Raw genomic sequence first — 25360 nt, 5'->3', positions numbered from 1 at the left:
ACCGTACGCCTAAGTAAATCAACTATTTTTCTTGCCAACCAGAGCGGTGAAGATTTGGTCTACATCAAAACTCATCTTAGGACGCCAAATAGGGCCATCCAAATGCATATCGATATAGATTGGATTACTATAATTTGGTGGTATGAAAAAGAACCTGAATATAGAAGCTAAAGCGAAGTTAGATAAGGTTAAATTAGAAGAGATTGACCCTGATGCTTGATCAATCCCGAACTGTAAACTAGTTGAACATATACCACTCTTAATACTTGCTTTTCCGCTAATATTTTCAAAAAATGTTTTACCATTATATATATCAATATAAGCAAGTGTGGAAATTTCAGACTTATTCTTACTGCTTAACAAATTAGTGATAAATGAATTGAAATCTACATTAATAACTTCTATTCCCTGTGCTTGTAAATTTATATCTCCTGATAAGTTACTAGCCCAATCATGAAAACTTTTTCCTTGAGTTTTGATTTCACCACTTAAGCTTACCTGACCATTTACATTGTCAATTCCTATAACCTTACCAATCTTTTTAGTGTCCAAATTTACAATAGAAAACCTTGTATTTATTGAGTCTGATCTTAAATAACCCTGAAAAAACACTTGCCCGCGTTCTAATAAGTAACTTACCTGCCTGATAGTGATAACGTTGTTTCTCATTACCGCATCCAAATTAAAATCTTTTAAAACATTCTGCTCGGTTTTAAATTCTGCAGTATTGATTTGCACATTTGCATCAAAGCCTTCTTTATCATCCAAAAAATCAAGCTGCTTTGTTGACCATTGAATTTGATCTATCTCATTTCTTGAATTTCTTTTCGTCTCTACTAAATTTGGTAATGTAATAATTTTTCCATTAAATTTACTGCCCGTAAGGTTAACATCTAATAAAGGTTTGGCGTATTTTTGATCTGCTAATATTTTTGCATTACCGGTAATATCGAAATCTTCTCCAGATAGTTTTATTTTATCTGCAACTAGCTTACCTTTTTCCATTTTCAGCAAAAAATCCAAATTTTTAATTTTCGTATCATTCAATGTAAGGTTATTAACACGGGCCTTTATATTTGCATCATACTGAAAATTTTTCAGCCATTGCATTTTAGGTAAACTGCTAAATAATGAATGATCATATTTATCTGCATCAAGATTATGCATGCTAAATTCACCATTGACCACATTGTGTTTTTTTGTATGGCTTACTCTAATTGACCCTTGCAAGGATTCCTTATTATTTAGCAGTCTAATGTCTGAGATAGATAATATTCTTGGTGCAAGGTGCAGTTTAGAACTTAGTGTAAATTGATTTTTCTGGTTTTCTTTCATCTTTATAGAAGGGAAAAAACATGAAATGAATGACCCAAAATCATTTCCTTCGACTAATAAATCGCCGTTGAATTCAGATAGGACATTATTGTTTGAGATCTCTCCTGATAAGTAAGATATATTATTGATTCCAGGAAATTTAAGAAGCGTATTAACTTTTACTTTGCCATCAGTGGATTTTAGTACAGCACGGAAATTGTCCAATATTTTGTTTTGATATTGAATGTTAGAAGCTTCCATATTAAAATTTAAGCTCAAGTTCTTTGGCACAACTGCTCTAAAACATTCCAGAAGATCCTTCATATTCATTGTTCTTTGTGAATCATTTTGTATGGAATCTAAATCAACTTTACTGAAGCTAATATTGAAATTAGTGTGATTGCCTTTTCTATCATTTTGTATTGTACCGCTGGCTTGCATGCTTTTGGAATCAATTTTTAAGTCAGTTGCCGTAAACTCACTTTCATTAAGACTTATATTGGATGATATCTTGATATTTTTGCTAGGAATAACACAAGAGAGAAAGCTAAGATTAATGATTTTTGCTAAATCACTCACAGAACCGGAACTGTTATTAATTGTTAATGTTAAATTACCCTGGAGTTCTTCTTGATTTCTATTACCTGTAAATAGCAAATTTACAAAATTTGATTCAACACTAATGTGTACATTCTTTTTTGTGATATCAACCTTTCCTGAAAAATCGTAATTATTATCACCTACCTTTACTTTACCGGAGAATTGCCTATTTTTTTTTACAGCAACCTCCTTTATGTTAACAATATCAGCGAAATCACTCTTAAAACTTACTTGGCTGTCTTTTATTACTATATCGACTGTGTTACCACTGGCTTTTGTATTTTTAAGTAAATTTTCTTTGTTGCTTTTCATACCAAACAATGTGATTGACTTTGGTTGCAACGAAAATAAAAACAACGATAGGAGTGACGGTTTTACCTCAATTTTTCTTACACTAATTAAATCTGACAACTTTTGCTCTTTATTTTCGTTGTATTGTACGTATACATTATAAATAGTGAGCTTTGGGGTAATCAACGAAACTTTAATTTTTCCTCCAATATGCACTTTAGCATCATACGTCTTCTCCAACTCTTTTATAACATATCCCTTGTAGCCACTCCAATCCTTAAAAGTTGCAGCAACATGCATGAGAATTAATAGCAGTGAGATTGATAATATAGCATATAAAGAAAGTCTCATAATTTACACATGCTTAAAGTTTCCCTTAAATATTAAATAGAGAATACCAAAATAAACAATAACACTCAAAGCTATTAAAGTCGTTAAATAAACAATACGAGCCAACATTTTATCAAAAAATAATCCTGCCAACAAAGAATTAAAAATATAAAGGGCTATTGACATGACTGCCGTTGCTACAAAAATTTTCATGACATTTAACAATAACGCTTGGCTAACCTTATACATTTTATTTATTGTTAAATAACTAATTAATAGAATAGAGTTTATCCAAGTGGAAACGGAAGTAGCAATAGCAATCCCCGTATGCTGATACTCGTTCATTAACAAAAGGTTTAGCACTACATTAATTCCAAGACACATTAGTGAAAACATAGTTGGTATTTTCAGATTGCCTTTAGCAAAAAATGTAGGTAGCAATACTTTATTTATAATAAATGCAGGTAAAGAAAGAGAAAATGCTATTAAAGTGGGAACAGTTTGCTGCACTGCATAATGATCAAACCGGCCGTAAGAAAAAAGCGTAAGTAAAATTATGTCGGGAATAATGATAAAGGCAGCAGTTGTTGGCATAATTAACATTAATCCTATGTTGAGAGCCTTGTTCTGTATTTTGACTATATTTTCAGTATTATCCACCTGTTTTGAAATTAAAGGAAGAAGCACTGTACCAATTGCAGTACCGATTATTCCCTGCGGTAGTTGATTTAGTCTATCGGCATAATATATATAGGACACCGCATTTGGTATAAAACTCGCCATGATTGTATCAATCCATAAGCTTATTTGAGTTACACAATTGTTGATAATTGCAGGTATCACACGCTTAAAAAATAACCTTACTTCATTGCTTAATTCAAGGCTAAAAGAAAAAGCTGCCTTTAACTTGTATGCACTAAATAGTATCAAAAGTAGCTGGAAAATTCCTCCTATAAGGACAGCTATAGAAAGGTTGTGCGCTGGAGTTTTTACGTAAGGCACAAACAAACTGATGATTAAACAGAGATTCAAAACAATTGGTGCAATAGCTGTTGAAGCAAAATGCTGCTTTACTTGCAGCATTCCACCAATAAGTGATGCAATTGAAACAAAGATTATGTAGGGCATCATAATTCTTGATAAAGTAACAGTAAGGGTAAACTTACTTTGGTCAAATCCAGGAGCAAAAATTTGAATCATATAAGGGGAGAAAGTTTGCATGATAAGGCAAAAAATTACTAAGATAATAAACGTAATGGATATTACACTACTTGCAAAATTAAATGCCTTCTTATTATCATATGATTCTGTCGAGTATAACGGTATGAATGAGGTAGTGAACGCTCCTTCTGCAAAAAATGCTCGAAATAGATTGGCAAAGCGAAACGAAGAAAAAAATATGTCTGCAAGAGAGTTTGCACCAATAACTGTAGCAATCAATACATCTCTTATTAACCCTGAGATCCTTGAAATAGCCGTAAAAAAACTAAATGTGAAAATACTTTTAAACATACCACTACTTCATTAGTGTCAATACAATTAACTATAATGGTAAAAGTATCAATGAAAATATTTATTGGCTAAACTTAAAACCCTCTGCAAAAGGAGAGTTAAATAATCAATTGACTATTTGCGCTCTTATGTTAGAAATTTTATATCTTGGCGGGCGTAGCTCAGTTGGTAGAGCGTCAGTTTGTGGTACTGAATGTCGCCAGTTCGATCCTGGTCGCTCGCCCCACTAAAACCCAATAATTTGAAAAACCGTCATCCCGCTGCTTGTTAGCGGGATCTAGAGATACCGTGACGGTATGACGTGGGGTTAGCTATACATTAGCCACTGATGATTGAAATAGTTAAGGTCAAGGCCCTTCTTCCGCTCTTTTTTCCAAGGCCATTTCGTAAAAAATTACTTTATTTATTCAGTCAACCTAATTATAATAACAAGGAGAAAGTAAAAAAAATTGTCATTATTAATTGAAGGGTTGTATGGGTCACGATGATAAAGCACGTGTAATATTTAATTATGTACCACCAGTAATAGTAATATTTGCAGCTTATGGATTGAGGGTTACAACTTCATCACCTTTAGTAATAGGTGGGATTATTGGTTCTATATTTCCAGCATTGTTTACGGCTGTGGTCGTAGGAAATTTGCTATATACACTTTACAAAGGAGATTCTATTGAGGAATTTGATAAAAAGGCACTAATTTACTCTGGTATTTCCACAGCTGTAAGCGCTGCAATTGGAGTTGGCCTTGCTGCAGCCGCAACTGCTATTTTTCCTAGTGCAATGCTTGGAATGGGCTCTGCAGCTTTAGCAGGTGCAACAATAGGAGTAATAGCGCCGATAGCAGGGTTACTTGCAGCCGTGGCTATAATATCTGCTGCTGAAAAAGTGAATGAGCACATTATATCACCTATAATTAAGCACTTTTCTTCAAAAGGGAAGGAAGTTTAAGCTAATCAAGTAAGGTTTCTGTTATTCCAGTGTGCAACATTGGAATAACAAGGTTTGACATCAACCGCTAATAGTCGGAATATTAGTAGAGTAAGAATTACTCAAGAAGGCATGCATAAATATGATGTAGTAGTAGTAGGTGGTGGTCATGCAGGGTGCGAAGCGGCTGCGGCTGCAGCTCGCCTTGGTGCAAACACGCTGCTTATAACTCATAAAATTTCAACTATAGGGGAAATGTCCTGCAATCCAGCAATTGGAGGAGTTGCAAAGGGTGTTGTAGTCAGGGAAGTTGATGCCCTTGATGGAATAATGGGAAGAGCAATCGATCAAGCAAGCATACACTCAGTCATTTTAAATAGCAGCAGAGGTGCGGCGGTGTGGGGACCACGTGCACAGGCAGATCGAAAATTATACAAGCAAGCAATACAGGAAATTATTCTAAATTATAACAATTTGATGGTAAAAGAAGAGTCAGTTGACGATTTCCTTATAGAGAGTAATAACAATGGAGAATTGTGCATTAAAGCTGTAATAACAAGCTCAGGGGAACGTATACTAACAAGCAAAGTCGTTTTAACCACAGGAACTTTTCTGCAAGGTGTAATTCATATAGGAGAACAAACAACCCCTTCAGGGAGAATGGGAGATAAGCCTGCAGTAGAACTTGCAAATACGTTGAAGAAATATGATTTTAGATTAGGTAGACTGCGTACCGGAACTCCACCAAGGCTTGATCGTGGCACTATAAATTGGTCAATATTGCAAGAACAAGTGGGTGATAATCCACCTGTGCCGTTTTCTTATCTCACAGAAAAAATTAACCAACCTCAGGTATCATGCTTTATTACCCATACTAATGAAAATACGCATAAAATAATTAGAGAAAATCTTCATAGGTCAGCTTCTTCGTATCTAAGTGACGTTGTTGCGCCAAGATACTGCCCATCAATTGAAGTTAAAGTTAAAAAATTCGCGGAAAAAAGTAGTCATCAAATATTTCTAGAGCCAGAAGGCCTGGATGATGATACTGTATACCCGAATGGAATTTCAAATTCATTGCCTATTGAAGTGCAGCGTGAAATGATAAAGAGTATCAAGGGACTTGAAAATGCAGAAATACTAAGACCTGGATATGCAGTTGAGTATGACTATATTGACCCACGAGAGCTGTTTCATACTCTTGAAACTAAGAAAGTTAAAGGCCTATATTTTGCTGGCCAAATTAATGGCACCACTGGATATGAAGAAGCAGCAGGGCAAGGAATTATCGCCGGAATTAATGCAGCACTCTCTGCATTTGAAAAAAAAGAAAGCTTTGTTCTCCATCGTACAGATTCGTATATCGGCGTAATGATAGATGATCTAGTCACCAAAGGGGTGATCGAACCTTATAGATTATTTACCTCGCGTGCAGAATATAGGCTAGCTATCAGGTCAGACAATGCAGATAGAAGATTAACACAAAAAGGTTATGATATTTCCCTTGTTTCGCATGAGAGATACTCTGTTTTACAGAATAAACTTGAATCCATTAAGCAGCTTGAAGAGAAGTTAGGGAGTCTGACGATTACTCCTGAGCAGCTTAGGTCTTATGGTATCAAAATATCTTATGATGGGATAAGAAAAACGGCACTAGATTTACTTAGCTATCCAAACATCGACTGGAATAAATTACAAGAAATATGGCCGGAGTTAAGCAGCGTCACGCGCTGGAATGACAAAATGGGACACACCAAAGCGGATAATAGAGCTAAGAATGAAATATGCGAAGCGGTTGAAATTGAAGCAAAATACAAACCTTATCTAATAAGACAAGAAGCGGATATGAAGTTTTTACGAGAGGAAATTAACACTCAAATTCCAATTGATTTCAACTATTCACAAGTTAAAGGCCTGTCAAGTGAAGTAATAGAAAAGTTGCAGACGATAAAACCAGCAACGATTGGCATTGCAAAGCAAATACAAGGCATCACTCCCGCAGCGATAGTGAGCATATTAGTGTATTTGAGAAACAGGAAAACGAAAGTGGCTGCTAATTTTGTATGAGGTGTTCTATGTCAAAAATCGAAGAATTTCGTTCTTTTATGCACGAGATAAACGTTGATGCATTTATGTTGCATACTAAAGATGAATATTTAAATGAGTATTCAGAGGAGCTAACAAAGCTGTGTGGCTTTACAGGAACAAATGGGCTACTTATCGTTACAAAAGACAACAAGTGCCCATTTTTTACGGATGGACGCTATATCACACAAGCTCGCAATCAGCTCGATCGGGGCAATTTTCAAGTATATAATATACAAGAAGAGGATCCACGCGAATGGATAAAAGCAAACTTAACATCGACTGCCTCACTAGGTTATTATTTGCAATATTTTACCATAGAAGATATAAGAAAGTATGAGAATATCTGTAAATTAATACCCTGTTTAGCTGGAAAAAAAAGTGACTGTCGAAAACAAGCAGTGGTTTTACATTCTATTGAATATGCTGGTGAAAGTAGTAAAGACAAATGTGAAAAAATAGCTAAAAGCATAGATAAAGAAGCTGAAGTAGTGCTTTTAACTGATCCAAATTCAATTTCATGGTTATTAAATTTAAGAAATGAAAATGCTAAATATACTCCATGTATATTGGGCCGTGCTATATTGTATAAAAGCGGTAATGTTGATTTGTTTATTCAAGATAAAGAACATTCAACTATAGAAGCAAATTTAGGCAATCATATAAATATTTTTGATATTAGTGAGCTAGAAAATTCGCTGCACAAGCTAAATTCAATAGTTATAGATCCAAACACAACTCCAATGAGTATTATGGCTGTAATAAAAGATAAACAGGTAGCTGAAAGAGAGGATCCTTGTCTAATTTATAAAGCAGTAAAAAACCAAACTGAAATAGCTGGGGCTATAAATGCGCACATCAGAGATGGAGTGGCAGTTACAAACTTTCTACATTGGCTTGAAAATAATGTTGGTACAGAGCTTGAAGCTGAAGAGAAACTCTTAGAATACAGAAAAGAGCAGAATTTGTTTAAGCAACTAAGTTTTCCAACAATTTCAGCATTTAATGAGAATGGAGCAATAATTCACTATCGTGCAAGCAGTAAGACGAATAAGGTAATTCAGAAAAGTGGACTATATTTGATTGACTCTGGTGGCCAATACCTTGACGGCACAACTGATGTGACAAGAACTGTAGCAATTTGCAGTCCAACTAATGAGCAAATAACCCACTATACAATAGTGTTGAGAGCTCACATTGCTATAGCAAGTGTCATCTTTCCCCCCGGCACTACTGGTGGAGAATTGGATATATTGGCACGTACGCATTTATGGAAATTTGGAATGGACTATATGCATGGTACAGGGCATGGAGTAGGAAGTTACCTATCAGTACACGAAGGACCACAAGCAATATCAAAAAGTAATAAAGTGAAACTCACGCCAGGGATGATACTTTCCAACGAACCTGGCTATTACATTCCGGGAGAGTATGGAATAAGAATTGAAAATCTGATATATGTTGACAGGCAAGAGAATGGCTTCTTAAACTTTAAACAACTGACCTCTATTCCATATGATAGAAGACTAATAAATGTGCAAATGCTTACTAAGGATGAAATTGAATGGATAAATGGCTACCATCAATTTGTCTATAAAAACTTAGAAAATAGCGTAAAAGATAAGGAATGGTTAAAGAAGGTATGTGACCCTTTATAAGCAAAGGAGCATTTTTTATTATTTAAAAAGTATTAATGCAATTGTGACAGGTATTTTGTATTGTTTTTTATTTTAAAATAATATATAATAAAGGACACGTATTTTTAGGTAGGTTATAATTATGATAGACAAAGGGCAAGAAGATGAATTTATGAAGCAGTATATGGATACTTGCAAAGAGCAAATAGAAAAATTAGCCAAGGATCCTGAATTGCTTAATCAGGCTTTAAAACCATTTATGCAAATGTCTCAGCAGCTTATGGCTGATGGTATGTTAGAAGGGGCTATGCCTGGCATGATACCTGATTTGGGCAGTATGGATGTTAACAAGATGATTGCTCAGATGAAGGAAATGATTGACTACATAAGAGGTAACTATAAGGAACTAATGAAAGAGCGCAGCTCGCAAATTCAAGAGCTTGATGAATCCAGTAAGAAGCTAAGAGGTTTAGTTAAAAAATTGATAGAAAAGATCGAAAGTAAATAAATAATATTTAACGCAAGTCTCTTCTGTCATTCTATGTACAACTTTCTAGTTGGACGGTAAGTCGAGGTCAATTATTGATGTCATGTAAGTAGTGTGGCTACTTGCATGACATTATTATACCAATTTCCGTAAATAAATAAGGTACGTTGCTTAAGGCTGCAGCTTTTGTTTTCTTATTTCTGAGATTTGGTATCAGCACGATTGCACATGGGTTTTTACAAATTTGAAAATTAGTGTTAAATAAAGATATAAATGCAAAAAGAAAAGAAATGATTGAACTTAAAGGCCCAGAAATTTGTGCAGGCGGAAATAAGAAAAATTTGATTATTTTTTTACATGGTTGGGGCTCAAGTGGCGATAATTTCATTCACCTTGCTAAAGTTATGAGCAAGTTTTTACTGGGTTCATATTTTGTAGCACCCAATGCTCCGTTTAAGAGAGAAATAGGTGATGGTTATCAGTGGTTTAGCTTGGAAGATCGTAGTGAGGAAGCGCTATATAATGGAGTAAAAAATGCTACATCAATTGTAAATCATTTCATTGATACAAAATTAAAGGAGCTTAATTTAAAAGATACGCAACTTTCTTTAGTTGGATTTTCTCAAGGAGCAATGCTTGCAATACATACAGCTCTCACCCGCTCTCAATCCTGTGCATCAGTTGTTGCATACTCTGGTAGGTTTCTTTCACCTTCAAAAACTGCACCAGAGATCAAGTCAAAACCTAACATATGTGTTATCCATGGTGATGCTGACGACGTGGTACCTTTTTCGTCCCTCGACTTAGCGGTTAAAGCTCTGAAAGAAAATGGAGTAAATGTTGAAGGACACCCAATTCATGCATTAGGGCATATTATTAATGAAGAGGGAATAAAATTAGGAGTAGAATTTATCAAGAAGAATTTTAAAAATTAATTTTCATGCACTTGTTTTGCTTTGGTTATGGATATGTAGCTAAATTTTTATCGAAAAAATTACTGAACTTAGGTTGGAAAGTCAGTGGCACATCAAGAAGTAAAAATATACAAGATGTAATCCTCTTTAATTATGAGAAAGTTAGTCAAGATCTGCTTAAAAGCGCAACGCACATTTTAATTTCTATTCCTCCAGATGGCGATGATGTTGTGGAGAGATACGGTGATTGCCTGCAAAATGTAAAATGGCTTGGTTATTTGTCTGCAACTAGCGTCTATGGTGATCACTCTGGTAATTGGGTGGATGAGGAATCTGAAACAAGACCTATAGAAATCAGAGGAGAAAAGCGCCTTAAATCTGAAAAGAAGTGGCTAAATAGCAAACTGCCTGTACATATTTTTCGTTTAGCTGGAATATACGGTCCTGGTAGGAACGTGTTAATTGACTTGCAGCTTGGCAAAGCAAGAAATATGAAAAAAGAAGGGCATTTTTTTTCTCGTATTCACGTTGAAGATATATCGAATATTCTATTTTCTTCCATGCAAAACATAAAACCTGGTGAAATATACAATTGTGCAGACGATTTACCCACTACACAATCTGAAGTGGTAATATATGCGACCAAACTTCTCAATGTTAGCCCTCCAGAACCAATTGAGTTACCAGATTATGCACAGAGTTTTTATTTAGGATCAAAGAGAGTAAGTAATGTTAAAATTAAAAAAGATCTTAATGTCTCTCTAATTTATCCTAACTACAAGGTGGGATTAGAGAGTTTGCACGTAAACAAAACTGAAATCACATCAGAATGATAGATAGGCTTATTGTCACTGCCATTAAGTTAAGGAAAGAATGGTTAAAAACTGAACTAAAAAGTCAGAAATAATTAAGGATTTATGACAAATGCTGAAACAGAATAGAGTAAACTTTAAAGCAGATAAACTCTGAAGTGTAAATTACTTAAGAAATAGTGACCTTACCCAGAAAAAGTGGAGAGAAAGAAAAGAGTTTTTTTGGGTAAAATAAAATTTTGGAGGATTAGAAATGGTAAGAGAATATACAGCAGAATTCAAATTGGAAGCTGTTAAACTGGCAAATGAACAAAGAAAGGTAGGTCAACCAGTTGCAAAAGTAGCAAGAGATCTAGGAATAAGGGATAGTGTATTAGGAAAATGGATGAAGAAATATAACGAAAAAAAGTCAGCGGCAAATGCATTTCCAGATGTAGCACCTTATGACAAAGAGAGGTTTGATTTACAAAGCAAGAGTAACAAGGGAAAGAGACATTTAAAAAAAAGCCCTGGCCAGTCAAAAAGAGTAAAATATTTTTTTATATAGTAACTGCTATAAAGTACAGGAATTATGTAGGATTTTCTGCTAGTGGCTACTATAAGTGGACCACAAGAAAAATAAGCAGTAGAGAATCAGCAAATAAAGAGCTACTCGAAGCTATTCAAAAAATATATCAAGTTTCTAAATGTAGATATGGAGCTCCTAAAATTCATGCTGAATTGAAGGCTTTGGGTAAAAGTTGCAATTTGAAAACGGTGCAAAGTATTATGCAGAAAAATGACATCAGGGCTATACTGAGAAGAAAGTTTAAAATTAAAAAACAACAAACAGATAATAGAGCTGTAGCTCCCAATATACTAGATCAAAACTTTATTGTTGATCAACCAAATAAAGTATGGGATTACTTACATCAAAACCAAGGAGGGATGGCTATATTTGGCAGCAATAATTCTCACGTATGGTAGTTAATGAGTAGTGCAATAAATAAACAATTGGTTATGAACTCTTTATTAATGGCCATTAATAGGCGTAAACCTGTTAAAAATCTACTGCTGCACAGTGACCAAGGTTCACAATATACTGCGCAAGGGTATCAATATCTCTTAGCTGTAAAGAATATAGATGAGTAATAAAGGCTGTTGTTACGACAATTCTGTTGTGGAAAGCTTCTTCAGTTCTCTAAAAAGGGAGTTACCAATAGACACCTCTCGGCACTCTAAACAGCATATCAAAACTGCTATATTTGAATATATAGAAATTTTTTATAACAAACAACGTCACTATTAACTATTGCATTCCTGAGCATTTTGATTCATCATTCTTTTTGTGAAAAACATTCCAAACTTTCTCTCCACTTTTTCTGGGTAAGGTCAAATTTCTTCTACTAGGTTTTGATATTACATATGTGTACATCCCCATCATGAATGCTATTTTCGGTAAAATCTCTTACAACGCTCAAAAGCAGAAAAACAAAAACTTGATTTTCTCAGCTAAATAGTGGACCATCAAAAGCACGCATAAATATCTACAATGAAAGAAAAAACTTTCACAATCATCGATGGCTATGGTTTTCTTTTCAGAGCTTACTATGTACTACCTCACTTAATTACCACAACAGGAATGCCAATAGGTGGTGTATATGGCTTTCTGAATATGGTTCTTAAGTACATTGCCCATTCGGACTACTTAACTATAGCACTTGATGCAGGGAAAAAGAATTTTAGGCACAATTTATATCCTGAGTACAAAGCGAATAGAGTAACGCCTCCTGAGGATCTAACTCCACAGTTCACCATACTGAGGGAAGCGGTAGAAGCTTTTAACCTCAGCTATGAAGAAATTGAAGGTTATGAAGCAGATGACATAATCGCAACACTAGCTGCAAAATATGCCAATCACCAAGACTTTAAAGTGGTAGTCGTTTCATCAGATAAAGATTTGTTTCAACTCTTGAACCACAATATTTTAATATTCGACCCCATTAAAAATATATATATAGATGAAAAACAAATAGTAGAAAAATTTGGTGTAAACTCACACAAGCTTCTTGATTTATTTTCTCTAACTGGTGATGCATCCGATAACATTCCAGGTGTTCCAGGAATAGGCCCAAAAACTGCCACTAAATTATTAGATGAATTTGATTCATTGAATAATATTATAGAGAACATTGATAACATCGAGCAAACGAGGATTCGTAATATTCTTACCGAACATAAGGAAAAAGCATTGATTTCAAGAGAACTTTTATCACTATGCGAAAAAGTAGACCTTCAACATGATATTGCAAAATATGAAGTCCATTCTCCAAACATGGAGAAATTGTTATCCTTTTTAAAGAAGTATGAATTCAATTCCTTGATAGGGAAAGTGGAAAAGCTTTTTTCCTATAGTGGGTCTAGCACAGAAGAAAAAATAGAGTATAGTAGTGAAGAGTTAGAGAAATTTTTAGAGCACTGTAGATATGAAGGCAAAATTGCAATTCATTACCACCTTGAAAACAATGTATTAAGTCTATCTTATAGCGAAAGTAATATTTTTTATATAGAGCAAGACAGCATACAAGATGCACTTATTACAATTAACTCAACTTTACTCTCAAATGGAGTGCTTAAAATAATACATAACATTAAAGAGATCAGGAAAATCTTCCCTGTAATAGAGAAGATGTTAGATTCAGTTGATGATTTGATGATAATGTCGTATAGCTTGGATACAGGAAAACATGATCACAGTATTCCAAACATAATTGCACATAATTTGAGTGGAGATGTAGAAATTTTCTCGGCAAAAACTTTAATAGCAATTCATGAAAAGCTAAAGCAAAGGTTATTTCAGGAAAAATTGTTCACAATTTACGAGCGCTTCGACAGACCACTCATGAAAGTAATATTTAACATGGAAAGAAACGGAATACTGCTGGACATACAAAAATTACAGGAATTATCCGATAAATTTCAGCAGGTAATTGCCGTGCTTGAAGATGAGATATATAACTTAGCAGAGGAAAAATTTAATATTGCTTCGCCAAAGCAATTAAGTGATGTTTTATTTAATAAAATGGGGCTTAATAAAAAGAAAAAGTCAAAATCTGGATCGTATAGCACCAATTATGAAGTTCTAGAGGCACTCGAAGAAGAAGGGGTAGAAATCGCAAGTAAAATCTTAAATTGGCGGCATTTAAGTAAATTAAAAAGCACCTACACTGATGCGCTAATAAAGCAAGTTGATCTTATTGATGGTAGAATACACACAAGCTTTTCAACAACTGCAACTGCAACTGGAAGGCTGAGCTCCAGCAATCCTAATTTACAGAACATTCCTATCAGAAGCGAAGAGGGAAATCTTATCAGACAAGCATTTATTGCGCCAAAAGGGCATAAGATAATTTCTGCTGACTATTCACAAATAGAATTGAGACTCCTGGCACACGTTGCAAACGTTGCAGCATTTAAAGAAGCTTTTGCAAACGAACAAGATATTCACGATATCACCGCTAGGCAAGTTTTTGGAGTGCAAGAAATAGATGAGCAATTAAGACGCAAAGCAAAATCCATTAATTTTGGAATTATATATGGCATTAGCCCATTTGGTCTTGCAAAGCGGCTTGGAATTACCATTGCGGAGGCTGCTGAATACATTAATTACTATTTTTCCTGTTACCCAGAAATAAAGGTCTATATGGAAAAAGCAGTGTCTATCGCAAGATTGCATGGTTATGTAGAAACTTTGTTTGGCAGGAGATGCTTTGTAAGAGACATAAACAATACAATTCCTTATGTAAGACAATTTGCAGAAAGGGCAGCAATAAATGCACCACTGCAAGGAACCGCTGCTGATATAATAAAACGTGCGACAATTCAGCTTTTTGACCAATTGAAAGTAGGTAAAATAATCCTCCAGGTTCACGATGAACTACTGGTTGAAGTAGAGGACGAAAAGGTACAAGAAACAGCAAAACTTATGAAAGATATAATGGAAAATGCAATAGAAATTTCTGTACTACTTGAAGTAGAAATAAAAGTTGGCGATAACTGGGGTCTAAATTCCCTTAATTATGACTTAAACATCGTGAATTCTAGGAGTATAAATCATTTGAACTAATACGAAAAATATGTTAGAATAGAACATAGCAAATGCAAATAGGTCAGCCATGATAGGCCCACAAGTAAAAAGTTCAAAACCTCCAAAGTTACCTACTCAGGTAACTAACAAAGATGAGAAAGTTTTTAAATTTGAAAAAGAGAAACATCAGTTAATCTATCGTACTTTCCTAGATATTTTTAAAAATCCAGAAAAACTAGAAGAGCAAACGAAACAGGAAATAGAAAAGAAGGAACAGGAAATAGAAAAGAAGAAACAGAAATTGAAAGAAAAACAAAAATTACAGAGTGATCTGAAGTCATTAAAGGAACGGTTACCTCGATTACAGGATGAAAATGAAAAGAAAATTTTTACTTTTGTATTTGAGAATAGTGGAAAGATATTCAACAATGTCAATCCAGAAGATATAAAATCACTCAGTGAAGAGAATTTTTCTCAGTTTTTACTTTCCGTATTTGAGAAAATTAGAGAGAAAAAATTAGCTAATGAGGAGAATCTCAAGAATGGTAAAATAAAAGAAGTAGTAGATGACTGTGTAGCTGATATACGCGGTACAGAAGCTAAAGATTCATCCATAAAGTTTGTATTGGAAATGCTGCTGCTGCTAATTGGAGGGATCAAAATAGACCCGAAAAATATTTCTGGCTCCTTTATGGATGGGATGAAAGAAAAAATACCATTCTTAGGTAAAGACAAGAAAGAAGAGGATGAACCACCACTCAGTGATGAAGAGATGGTAACAACGTTCTTAAGCAAGATCTTTTTTCCTGTCCTTCTTTCCACTATTCCAATGTTAATTTTTGGTCCTACTACACTCGGAGTAGTTCTTACTGCTATCGGCACAATATTTGCCATAAAAGGAGGAGCGGGAGTTCTTTTTTCAAATAACAAAAAAGGTACTTTGTATGACCCTAGCTCACAAGATAAAGATGATACAGAAAAGAGAGCAAAATTGAATAAAAAAATTTGCGATGGTATCAATACAATTTTAAAAACTCCAGTCAAAGGAGCTGAGAAAGGCACCTCTGTTTCTGAACAAATTTCCCAAGGAAAAGAAAAGAGTGAACAACAACCTGTTCCTGAGCAAATTTCCCAGAGAAACAACAGGGAAAACGAAAAGAGTGAGCAGCGCGATCAATCTTGGACAGGAAAGGAAAACAAACGAAGGGAAGAACCACAGAGCAGCAAAGGTAAGACTACTCAGGTTTGCTAAAAGTGAATTGTGTAAGAGATCTGCTATTATTTTATAGCACATACAACAGGAGTATGGTCAGACGGATTTTCTAGCTTACGCAATCTATCATCTATGTAGCATGTTTCCAATTTATCTACAGCTTGTGGTGATAACAGCATATAATCTATTCGCATTCCTTGATTATTTCTGAGTGAATTGCCTTGATAATGCCACCAAGTGAATTGTTGCAAATTTGGGTGAGATATTCTAAACGCATCTTTAAACCCAAGATTCAAGATCGCTCTTAACTTCTCACGTTCTCTTATATGAAAGCACACTTGGCCATTCAATAAGTTTGAATCAAAGACATCAATTTCATCCGGTGCAACATTATAATCGCCAGCTATAATAGTTAACTCTTCATTCTTTAACAAAGTGCTCATCCTTTCATATAGATTATCAAAAAACTTGAGTTTATATTCAAATGCTTGAGAGTCCGGGCTTTGACCGTTTGGAACGTATACACTTCCCACCCTTACCTTCTGATTATTGTGCTTTATTATGCACTCTATATAACGCGCTTCTTGATAACCTTCTACGATATCAATCTTAAACTTCTCCAGTATCGGATATTTAGATAAAACACAAACGCCATTTCTTGCAACTTGTCCATAGACAGCACATTCATATCCCAGCTTCTCTATCTCTGCATAAGGAAATTGCTCTTCCATACATTTTATCTCTTGCAGCAAAATTATATCTATCTGACTATCAACTATAAAACTACAAAGTTGGTTAACTCTTTTACGTATGGAGTTTACATTCCAAGTTGCAATCTTTAGCATCAGCAATCCTTATTAATTATATCAATTAAACTCTCCCCAGTAGGCAACCTCGATGTTATAATTTTTTTCCACTTGATTAACTTTAAACTATCAGCAATGTTTTTACTCATGGTATATGCAACTGTATTATTCATCACATGAGATAGCCCACTTTTTAGAACTAATGAACAAAATACCCTTGCTGTCTGTGAGGAAAAAAAAGCAACACTACCAATTTTACCATCCAATAGTAAATTTTTACACCTATTAGTTAGATTCCTTTTTATAATTGTTTTATAGAGTACAACTTCTCTTACGTTAAAATCTTCTTCAGATAATCTCTTTTTTAGGTCACATGATACTTCTTGTCCCCTTATATACAAGAACTTTATTGCGTTTGAATAATGAGCTTTTATGAATGATATCAGACCATCAACGTTGCTGTCTGCTGAGATTATATCAGAAAATCCCAAATTTTTTGCAGCCTGCATGGTTGAATTACCAACTGTAATAATCGGAAAGTCATCCACTTTGCATATTTGACTAAAAGCCTTTACACTGTTTTTACTTGTGGATATTACAACGTCAAATTCGTATGCAGATATATCAGGATTTAAGTACTTTATTGTGAATACTGGTTCTATATAAACTTTGTATCCATACTTTCTCAATATATTTCTTGTATTGAACGAATCCAATAAAGGCCTCGTTAATAAAATAGACTTCATTCTGATTTATTTCACTACTAGTAAAATAGTACCCTTTATACACAAATTACTGAATAAAAACTTTTATTTTGATAGCTTGAGCAATTATTCAAGTAATTGATGTGGAAGTAGGAGTACTAAGCGCTCCTACCCCAATAAGCCCACAATTTCTGCTTACACTTTTTTGACGCTAATTACATCGAACTCTTTTGAATGGCTTCCTTCAGTGGAATTATATAGCTAATATTCCTGTATAAGTTAAATAAGTTAATACTTAAGCTTGTACTCTTGCAGTATTTGAAGAGAGATTCTCAAGGACGTTTTTTGTCTGTGGTTCACTAATCATAGTTTGAACGATATTAGCTGCCATAATAACACAGCCTAGAATAAAAAAAGGCGTAGAAACAAAATAAATAACAGAAGACTCAAAAAGCGACATAGATGCAATACCTCCTATTAGAAATGAAGCACTGGATGCTATATCAAGATAGATCTTTGTTAACTTTTTTTGTCCTGGAGTGTTTTTTATGCCAGATTTCTTATTAAGATTCTGTTGTTGGGAATGATCATTTAGTGACCATATATTTAAAGCAAACGAAAGTGCACTGAATATAGTGCCGGCAATACTAAAATACAGACTTAAGACAGGAATATTCAAGACCAATGCCGCTATGTATCCAATGAAAGAGATAGTAGATAGTGTAGTAACTAAGCGTTTCGAGTAAGTTCGTACCTTCTTTCTGTAGGCTAACTTATCTTTTTCACCATACATAGCATAAATATTACCTAATATGTTATATTATAACATTAATTAATTCAATAAGCAATATGGAAGCTAAGAGTGCCCGAGAGAAGACTTGAACTTCCACAACTTAAAAAGTTACTAGCACCTGAAGCTAGCGCGTCTACCAATTCCGCCACCCGGGCTTTTTATAGTTTACTATGTTAAAGTTAAATAATATACTTAAACAATTTTTAGTTCAAAGGTAATGCCAAATCTAGATCAAATATTTTTTGCTCAAAACAATGTTAATATTAATAACGTATATAAAATAGTCAATAACGCTTTGAGCAATAGCGATGGTGGTGAGCTGTTTCTAGAATTTTGCCAGTCGGAGTCCCTGGTTTTTGAGGATAACATATTAAAACACATGGACTTGAATACTAGAAGGGGATTTGGTTTAAGGTCTTTTTGTGAAGATAGTACATCTTTCGTTTGTTCTTCTGAGATCAGCGAAAAAGAAATTAGTAATGCTGCTTCTATGGTAAAAAGCTCAGTGTCTTTAAACAAGACAAATTCAATAAACTTAAATGAAGAGACAACAAGCCTATATTCGAGGATTAACCCCATAAATGAAATGGATCTGAATTCAAAGATTAAACTACTCAATGAGGTTAATGAGTATGTAAGGTCCAAAAATAACTGCGTGAAGCAAGTAAAAATAACTTTAAGTGGAGAATGGCAAGTTGTACAAATAATAAAGGGTGATCACAGATTAAGCGATATCAGGCCTCTGGTACGTTTTAATGTGCTAGTCATTGTAGAAAAAGATGGCCGTACCGAAAGAGGTTCTGCAGGGCATGGTGGAAGGGACTCTTATAGTAAGTTTATTTCTGAGAACCTGTTTAAAATCTCGGAGAGATGAGGTAAAATAGTGGTAGATTAAGAATGAGGTATATCTATGCGTAAAAATTATCCAAGTGATATGAGTCGAGAGCAATTTGAAAAAATCAGACCAATACTAGAGAGTAGCAGGAAGAAAACGAGACCAAGAAAACTTGATTTGTATGATGTATTTCGTACAGTGTTATACGTCCTAAAAAGTGGTTGCCAGTGGAGAATGTTGCCAAAAGATTTTCCAAGGTGGGAAAGCGTATATTACTATTTTCAAATGTGGAATAAAAAGAATGGAGAAGAACCAAGTTTGTTGGAATTAGTTTTAAAAAAAATTGGTTGGAGAGATCCGTATCAACAATGGTCGGAAAGAGAAAACTAGCTTCTGTATAATTGATGCTCAAAGTGTTAAAAACACAGATACTGCTGAAAAAAAGGGCTATGATGCAGGTAAAAAGATTTCAGGCATAAAGCGTCATATTGCAGTTGATACTCAAGGTCTACCACATGCAATTTATGTAACAACAGCAGAAGTAACTGATCGTAGTAGCGCTGTAAGAATGGTTGAAAATGCTAAAGATACCCTTTCTGAAGTCAAAAATATATTGGTTGATGCAGGCTACACAGGAAAAATTTTTGCAACCCAAATAAAAGATATTATTGGTGCAACTGTTGAGGTAATAAAGCGCAGTGAATTACATTCTTTTGTTGTATTGCCAAAGAGATGGGTTGTTGAGCGTTCTTTTGCTTGGTTAGAAAAGTGTAGACGGCTATGGAAAAATTGCGAACGTAAACTCAATACCAGCTTGCAAATGATTGTCCTTTCCTTCATTTCTCTCCTATTACGAAGATTTTAAACAGGTTCTTAGGCAAAAGCTTGTCTAAGTTGCTTTAAATCTTTATCATAAGCTGAAGAGTGCATAATGAACATAAGACGCCTAAGCAAAGAAACCTGTTATTGCTTTTGCATTAAAAGGGTTGTTGTTATCATCGAAATATTCCATGAGCCTCTCATCCGGTGTTTCTTCTTCTATGGCAGTAGCTAGTTTAGTTAATTCTCCCAGCTCTACTAACTTCTTTCCTTTAGCTTCATCTATAAGTTGCTTATAAAGGTTGTTTCGTTACTGAGAGTTTTGCAATATTCTTTTAACTGCTCAGAGTTTTGCAATAAAAGTTGTTGTATTTTCATAAAGTCTCCATTAACCCCTTGCTATATATACTCAAGAAATTATGAAAACTGTTCAATTTTTTTTAATTTTTCTTTGCAAAGCGTAAAAAACGTGCTAAACTCACCTATGGGTTTGCTATACAGTAATAGAATTGCTAAGAATGCCATTTATTCGAGTTCTAAGGGGTATTACGTGCGTTCTTTGGCAATGGTAGTAATTTTGTACCCTAAAGTTATATCTAGTCTTAAAACAAAGTTTTTGTCTCATCTAAAAAAATACAAATTCTCAATTATGTAACTTACCAAAAGCCTAAATTACTTTATTTCTTTTGCTTTCTTCAATCTTTTCTACTCTGTTTTTGTTTGCCGACTTTTGTGTTTGAAGCGCATCTACAAACTACCTCAATACCCTTCCATAATATATATACCGGATTTCTCATCACTTTTTCCGGGATTTTCTAAAAAAAAGTTAAAATAATTTTAAGGCAGCTAAGGAATTAAAGAGCTTTGAAAACCAGCTATATCTTTTACAGCAGCTTCTTCGCTATTTAAGATCTTTCCATTTTGGAAACAACTGGTTATTTAGATTTAAAAGAGGTTACATGAGTTTTTGATAAAAACAGCTATCTAACAACACTATAATAGCCCTCTAAAACGTTTTTAAGAATGGTGTTGCAGTAGAGAGATTGTTTTGGCTCCTTTTTTCTCACAATGAAAATATGCTACCCCACTTCAATCTTTAATCTTCTTCAGAAAGTTATCCGGAGAAACGACTTTCACACCTCTCGCTTGTTCAAATGCTTCTCTTGCTATACCTGCATTTTTACCGCCTCCCTTTGCCGCTTCTAAGTTTTCATTATAACCATGAGCATCTTTATCCTTTATCTCATCAATGGTAGCTTGTTCTCCTAGCATGTTAAAAATTCGGTGTCATATGGTCTCTTAGAGGCTGCTTCTTTAAGCCTTTTATTTCCTTATGTTTTTTGGTCTTTATTCCAAAAGTCTCTTGAGAGATTGCATCTGTCAATATTGCATACTCCTTGCCTTCAAGGTGCTTATTATTATGATCAGAGATCTTTCTGCTATCCCACTCTTTTGTTAGCTGATTTCTGATAGATATCGATTGTATCCTTTTTTGTATCCACTCTTCAGGGTATCCTTTTGCAACATAATCAGCATAGGCTCGCTTAAATGCCAGTTCTGGGTTTTCATATTCTTGTAATCTTTCATACCCAACCTTTGCAAGCCAACGTTTAAATTGTTCAACCTTTTTAGAAGGAATAGACTGCGCGATACGAAATAACCCCTCAACATTTGTACAATTAACATTCTGTTTACCACCTTTTGTTTTAATTTCAAGGGGGGTGTCCCCATCCTTCAGAGAGCCCTATATCTCTGCTTTTTATCTTTTTTAGGTAATCAGATGGGTTTTTACTACCTGTAAGAGAAGCTATTACCTCTGTTATCACATACCACCACTCTCCATTGTGTAATACTCTAGTCATATTGCTATTATCAAATGCAGTAGTCTCAATATCTCCTTCTTTTAAAGTTAAAGTGTCAATCATGTTGAAAATAAGTTTATTCTAAAAACCAAATATAAACTAAGTTGCTTTTTATTACTAATAAATAGTGGAAATTTTGTCTCCGTTATGTATGATAAAATTGGAGACGTAAATTTTGCTCTTTGTCTCCATTTTAAGCGGCAATCAAATTTTACGAGCTTCTGTTTCTTCTTCTACGGCAGCAACTTCAAACTTTTTTTTCTTTAGCTTCATCTACAACCTGTTTATAGAGATTTTTTCATCAAAAGACTCACAACATTCCCTCAGGAGTTTGAGATAAAAGTCGTTGTATTTCCATAAGACCTCCAGTGTACCAACTTAACCAGCTTTTGTTATACCAAAATTACAAAAACTGTTCACTTTTTTGAAAAAATATTTTACAACGAATAAAAAACGTGATAAACTAAAATAAGGGTTTTTTTATAACAAGTAAAAGTTTAAAGTAAAAAATAATTTAGAAATGCCTCGTAATCAAGTTTTAAGCTACCCTACATGAGTAATTTAGGTCTTGGTGGTACAATTTATACCCTGAAGTCGTAGAATCGTTTTAAAACCGCGCTAATTGTATCTTTCATTAAATGTAAATATCTTAATAATGTTTTGTGGCAACCTTTCTGGACTTCTTTTTTTTTGCTGTTTAAGTTATTGTACTCTATTTGTGTTTTACTATTATTTTATATTATCTATTATTATTTATTACTATTATATATATATAATATATAAGGGTTTTAGGAAGCTAGAATCCGCCTCACTGGCTGACTTTAGACATGTAGTTTCTAGGAACGCTTTTAGGAACGTAGGTAAAAAAGCTAGCTCTCACGCAGAATTTAGATTCCTGATTTCTAATTACTGATTTAGGAACCTAGGAATTAGGAATGTAATACAATCATTGGCGGTGCTATTTCTTATATATTCTACCTATCTTTAGTTGAAAATTATATTGAGTGCTAAGATTAGCGTTTTAGTTGAGTGGATGTAAATTGATAGTAGCTATAGATTGAAAGGGCAATAGAGAAAACTGGGTAAACTCTAAAATATTTTTACCCATAAAAAAAGACTTATCCTAACATTAAATTTTGCCTATAGCTAAAATCTTCAGCTCCAGGAGTCTATACCACAAGCAAATGGTCCAGTTGGAATGTCAATCCACTTATCCTCTTTTGAACCTGTAGACATCACTTTAACTAACTGCTTTACCTGTAAAAGTTCCTGAACTATACGCTCTAGTCGATCTCTTCCCATGCTGTGAAAAACTTCAGGTAGTCTATGCCGTTGCTTATATACTCCTGTGCTTCCTGTGTGAGTAAATGGATGTCCTGCAACAGCAGATCGTGTAATTGCATCAGTAAGACATATTTTAAGGTCTTTTTCACTAGCATTTTTAACTGTTAGTTGTATTGTTATATCTTCTAGTAGCCCTGTTTCCTGATTTCTTAGGTAAGTTCTTACAGTGCGATCAGCTAAACCATTGGCCTTCACAACTGCCCCATGAAACAAAGCATTCTGTCTTGGTGTTTCTCCTACTGCCTTAAAGATTTCTAGCCTAGCTGTATTTTCTATTGGCCAAAAAGCGTATGAGCATCTAACACCATTAACAAGAGCAGAGGTACCTCTAATTGCATCGCGTGCTTGTTCAGCAGTTAATATCGGTTTTTCTCCTTTTGGCTTTCTCATGTGATGAGCAGTAATTATCGAAGCTCCAGTACTACATGCTAAATCAGATAATAAGCACATTAGATAATCCCCTACAGCTGGATCAGCATTTATATCTGCATGGATAAATGAAGCAAGTGGATCAAATACTATCAATTTCAGATCTTTTATTTCCTCGAGCTGTTTCATTACGGATTCGAATTCAGGAGAAACTTCGACGATTTTACCACGAACATTTCTGAGTATTGTAAGTGATCCTCTGACGTTTGGCAGTGGTACAATAAATAATTTATCTTTATGTTTCAACCTTTCACACTTAGGGCCGAGTCGTTCTAAGCGGCGGTGTATCTCACTTGCATCATCTTCTGCTGAAAAAATCACTACTGATCCATGTTCAGTAACAAGTGAACCAAAGCCACACATCTGATCCTTATCACTTGCAACCTTAAGCGCTAGGTCAAGAAGAAGCATACCTTTGCCTGTATCTCCCATTGCTGCTATTATTGAAGTAACACCTAAAGGAAATAGACCTTCAACAAGAAACTTTTGCTCTGGTACCGGACCTACAAAGCGCTCTGCACTCCAATCTAAAATGTTAAGTGGCTGTTTTGTGGATCTTTCTAAACTTTTCATATTTGAAGTATCAGTAGCTGGAGTATCAATAGTAAGTAACGGAGTTGAAGCTAAAAACTCTTTGACATCTATACCTTCCTCTACACAATCAGCAGCATCCCATTTCTCAGGTTTACCTTGCGGAATCTCAAGAACAGCAAGTGATGCAACTCCGATCTCTAAAAGCTTTTTTTCAGCTTTTTTTGCGTATTTATTACCTGCTTCATCATTATCTGGCCAAATAATAATATTTTTACCCTTAAGCGGTGTCCAATCTGTTTTATCAATAGGTGCATTTGCTCCAAACATTGCTGTCGTTGCAGTAATTCCTTTCTCTATGAGCGCTTCTGCACATTTTTCTCCTTCAACCAGAATAATCTTATCAGATTTTAGAATACCTGGAATGTTGTAGAGTGGCCTTATATCCGGTTCGCCAAAACTCAGCTTCTTAACATCAAATGGACGATATTCTTTCTTTCCTTCAGGTGGATCATATCGGTAAACTATAACAATAACTTGGTTGTTTTCATCGTAATAATTCCAGCTACAAGTCAGGTGCTGTTCTAGATCTTTGATACTCTTTTTTTCTCTAGTGTGTTGTTTGCCAAGCCATTCACCTATAGAAGCCATTACTTCAGAAAACTCTGTTCTGGCGTTTTTTCTATGCACGGCTGCCCAAAGATCGATAATGTCACCACCGTCCCCGGTTGCGAAATCATTCCATAACCCGGCTTTACTGCCACTTAGCTCTACTCTTAAACTTTTTCCTCTATTACCCCAGATATCCCCTACTTGAAACTCATTTCTGCAAAAAGTGCCATTAGGTAGTAAATACGAAAGACACGATCTTATCTGCAACAATAGTTCTGCTTTTAATTCTTCACTGCTTAAACCGAAATTCATAGTTCAAAACCTTTAAATGTTCCCTATGTGCTCTATACCGTAATTGCTGCTTGTTGTGCGCCATCACCATTATTTAAATTGCTATCGCCATTATTCTCAGAAAAAAAGCATAGAATATCAGTAAG

The 25360-nt window shown here is 34.6% G+C and carries 21 protein-coding genes, 2 tRNA genes and 1 pseudogene; 15 read left to right on the top strand and 9 right to left on the bottom strand.

Going from position 1 to position 25360, the window contains the following annotated elements; all coding sequences use genetic code 11:
- Positions 1–18: 18 nt before the first annotated feature.
- Positions 19–2556 (bottom strand): AsmA-like C-terminal region-containing protein, encoded by a 2538-nt coding sequence (locus AAGD72_RS06240; protein WP_341814825.1) that lies wholly within the window; start codon positions 2554–2556, stop codon positions 19–21.
- Positions 2557–2559: 3 nt separating this feature from the next.
- Positions 2560–4047: a murein biosynthesis integral membrane protein MurJ gene (murJ, locus tag AAGD72_RS06235; RefSeq protein ID WP_341814824.1), complete on the bottom strand. Its 1488-nt coding sequence runs from the start codon at positions 4045–4047 to the stop codon at positions 2560–2562.
- A gap of 150 nt (positions 4048–4197) precedes the next feature.
- Between murJ and AAGD72_RS06230 the strand changes: the two genes are divergently transcribed.
- From AAGD72_RS06230 to AAGD72_RS06170, 13 genes are all read left to right on the top strand, one after another.
- A tRNA-His gene (locus AAGD72_RS06230) sits at positions 4198–4273 on the top strand.
- A gap of 248 nt (positions 4274–4521) precedes the next feature.
- Positions 4522–4995 (top strand): hypothetical protein, encoded by a 474-nt coding sequence (locus AAGD72_RS06225; RefSeq protein ID WP_341814823.1) that lies wholly within the window; start codon positions 4522–4524, stop codon positions 4993–4995.
- Between the two features lie 111 nt (positions 4996–5106).
- Entirely contained in the window at positions 5107–7041 is a 1935-nt protein-coding gene (gene mnmG, locus AAGD72_RS06220; protein WP_341814822.1) for a tRNA uridine-5-carboxymethylaminomethyl(34) synthesis enzyme MnmG, read from the top strand.
- 8 nt (positions 7042–7049) lie between these two features.
- Positions 7050–8717 carry an aminopeptidase P family protein gene (locus AAGD72_RS06215; protein WP_341814821.1) on the top strand — a complete coding sequence of 556 codons (1668 nt, stop codon included), beginning with the start codon at positions 7050–7052 and terminating at the stop codon, positions 8715–8717.
- Positions 8718–8838: 121 nt separating this feature from the next.
- The gene (locus tag AAGD72_RS06210) at positions 8839–9204 is read left to right on the top strand and encodes a hypothetical protein (RefSeq protein ID WP_341814820.1); all 366 of its coding nucleotides are present in this window, start codon (positions 8839–8841) and stop codon (positions 9202–9204) included.
- A 269-nt stretch (positions 9205–9473) separates the two neighbouring features.
- Positions 9474–10118 (top strand): alpha/beta hydrolase, encoded by a 645-nt coding sequence (locus AAGD72_RS06205; protein ID WP_265029948.1) that lies wholly within the window; start codon positions 9474–9476, stop codon positions 10116–10118.
- A gap of 5 nt (positions 10119–10123) precedes the next feature.
- Positions 10124–10930, top strand: coding sequence for an SDR family oxidoreductase (locus AAGD72_RS06200; RefSeq protein ID WP_341814819.1), 807 nt, complete (start codon positions 10124–10126; stop codon positions 10928–10930).
- 232 nt (positions 10931–11162) lie between these two features.
- Complete coding sequence (locus AAGD72_RS06195) at positions 11163–11456, top strand: transposase (protein WP_007548709.1); 294 nt, start codon at positions 11163–11165, stop codon at positions 11454–11456.
- Positions 11441–11875, top strand: a complete 435-nt coding sequence (locus AAGD72_RS06450) for an IS3 family transposase (protein ID WP_144078574.1) — start codon at positions 11441–11443, stop codon at positions 11873–11875. The genes AAGD72_RS06195 and AAGD72_RS06450 overlap by 16 nt, the downstream gene beginning before the upstream one ends.
- Positions 11876–11878: 3 nt before the next feature.
- Positions 11879–12040 carry a DDE-type integrase/transposase/recombinase gene (locus tag AAGD72_RS06185; protein ID WP_010082071.1) on the top strand — a complete coding sequence of 54 codons (162 nt, stop codon included), beginning with the start codon at positions 11879–11881 and terminating at the stop codon, positions 12038–12040.
- The gene (locus tag AAGD72_RS06180) at positions 12033–12197 is read left to right on the top strand and encodes an IS3 family transposase (RefSeq protein ID WP_141456809.1); all 165 of its coding nucleotides are present in this window, start codon (positions 12033–12035) and stop codon (positions 12195–12197) included. The genes AAGD72_RS06185 and AAGD72_RS06180 overlap by 8 nt, the downstream gene beginning before the upstream one ends.
- Positions 12198–12440: 243 nt before the next feature.
- Positions 12441–15014, top strand: a complete 2574-nt coding sequence (gene polA / locus AAGD72_RS06175; protein WP_341814818.1) for a DNA polymerase I — start codon at positions 12441–12443, stop codon at positions 15012–15014.
- 49 nt (positions 15015–15063) lie between these two features.
- Complete coding sequence (locus AAGD72_RS06170) at positions 15064–16227, top strand: hypothetical protein (protein WP_341814817.1); 1164 nt, start codon at positions 15064–15066, stop codon at positions 16225–16227.
- Between the two features lie 26 nt (positions 16228–16253).
- Here the strand turns inward: AAGD72_RS06170 and AAGD72_RS06165 are convergent, their stop codons facing one another.
- The 4 genes from AAGD72_RS06165 to AAGD72_RS06150 form a co-directional block, all read right to left on the bottom strand.
- Positions 16254–17033: an exodeoxyribonuclease III gene (locus AAGD72_RS06165; protein WP_341814816.1), complete on the bottom strand. Its 780-nt coding sequence runs from the start codon at positions 17031–17033 to the stop codon at positions 16254–16256.
- Positions 17033–17740 (bottom strand): uroporphyrinogen-III synthase, encoded by a 708-nt coding sequence (locus tag AAGD72_RS06160; RefSeq protein WP_341814815.1) that lies wholly within the window; start codon positions 17738–17740, stop codon positions 17033–17035. The genes AAGD72_RS06165 and AAGD72_RS06160 overlap by 1 nt, the downstream gene beginning before the upstream one ends.
- 253 nt (positions 17741–17993) lie before the next feature.
- The gene (locus AAGD72_RS06155) at positions 17994–18491 is read right to left on the bottom strand and encodes a hypothetical protein (protein WP_341814814.1); all 498 of its coding nucleotides are present in this window, start codon (positions 18489–18491) and stop codon (positions 17994–17996) included.
- A gap of 70 nt (positions 18492–18561) precedes the next feature.
- A tRNA-Leu gene (locus AAGD72_RS06150) sits at positions 18562–18646 on the bottom strand.
- A gap of 62 nt (positions 18647–18708) precedes the next feature.
- Between AAGD72_RS06150 and AAGD72_RS06145 the strand changes: the two are divergent.
- Positions 18709–19350, top strand: a pseudogene (locus AAGD72_RS06145) (PmbA/TldA family metallopeptidase); the annotation flags it as partial.
- A gap of 51 nt (positions 19351–19401) precedes the next feature.
- Positions 19402–20191, top strand: a protein-coding gene (locus AAGD72_RS06140) for an IS5 family transposase (RefSeq protein ID WP_341814566.1) whose coding sequence is annotated in 2 segments (ribosomal slippage) — positions 19402–19662 and positions 19664–20191 — 789 coding nt in all. Because the reading frame shifts where the segments join, the coding sequence is not laid out codon by codon here.
- Positions 20192–21234: 1043 nt separating this feature from the next.
- Here AAGD72_RS06140 and AAGD72_RS06135 read toward each other — a convergent pair.
- The 3 genes from AAGD72_RS06135 to AAGD72_RS06125 all read right to left on the bottom strand — a co-directional run bounded on the left by AAGD72_RS06135 (position 21235) and on the right by AAGD72_RS06125 (position 25235).
- A complete protein-coding gene (locus AAGD72_RS06135) occupies positions 21235–21417 on the bottom strand; it encodes a hypothetical protein (protein WP_341814813.1) in 183 nt (60 codons plus the stop codon).
- Positions 21418–21857: 440 nt separating this feature from the next.
- On the bottom strand, positions 21858–22070 hold the full coding sequence (locus AAGD72_RS06130; protein ID WP_341814812.1) for a hypothetical protein: 213 nt from the start codon (positions 22068–22070) through the stop codon (positions 21858–21860).
- Positions 22071–23162: 1092 nt separating this feature from the next.
- Positions 23163–25235 carry an AAA family ATPase gene (locus tag AAGD72_RS06125; RefSeq protein ID WP_341814811.1) on the bottom strand — a complete coding sequence of 691 codons (2073 nt, stop codon included), beginning with the start codon at positions 25233–25235 and terminating at the stop codon, positions 23163–23165.
- Positions 25236–25360 lie beyond the last annotated feature (125 nt).

The sequence above is a fragment of the Wolbachia endosymbiont (group A) of Chalcis sispes genome (assembly GCF_964026765.1).
GTDB lineage: Bacteria > Pseudomonadota > Alphaproteobacteria > Rickettsiales > Anaplasmataceae > Wolbachia > Wolbachia pipientis.
The sequence above is the reverse complement of the archived record's forward strand: the minus strand, read 5'-3'. Positions and strand labels throughout refer to the sequence as shown.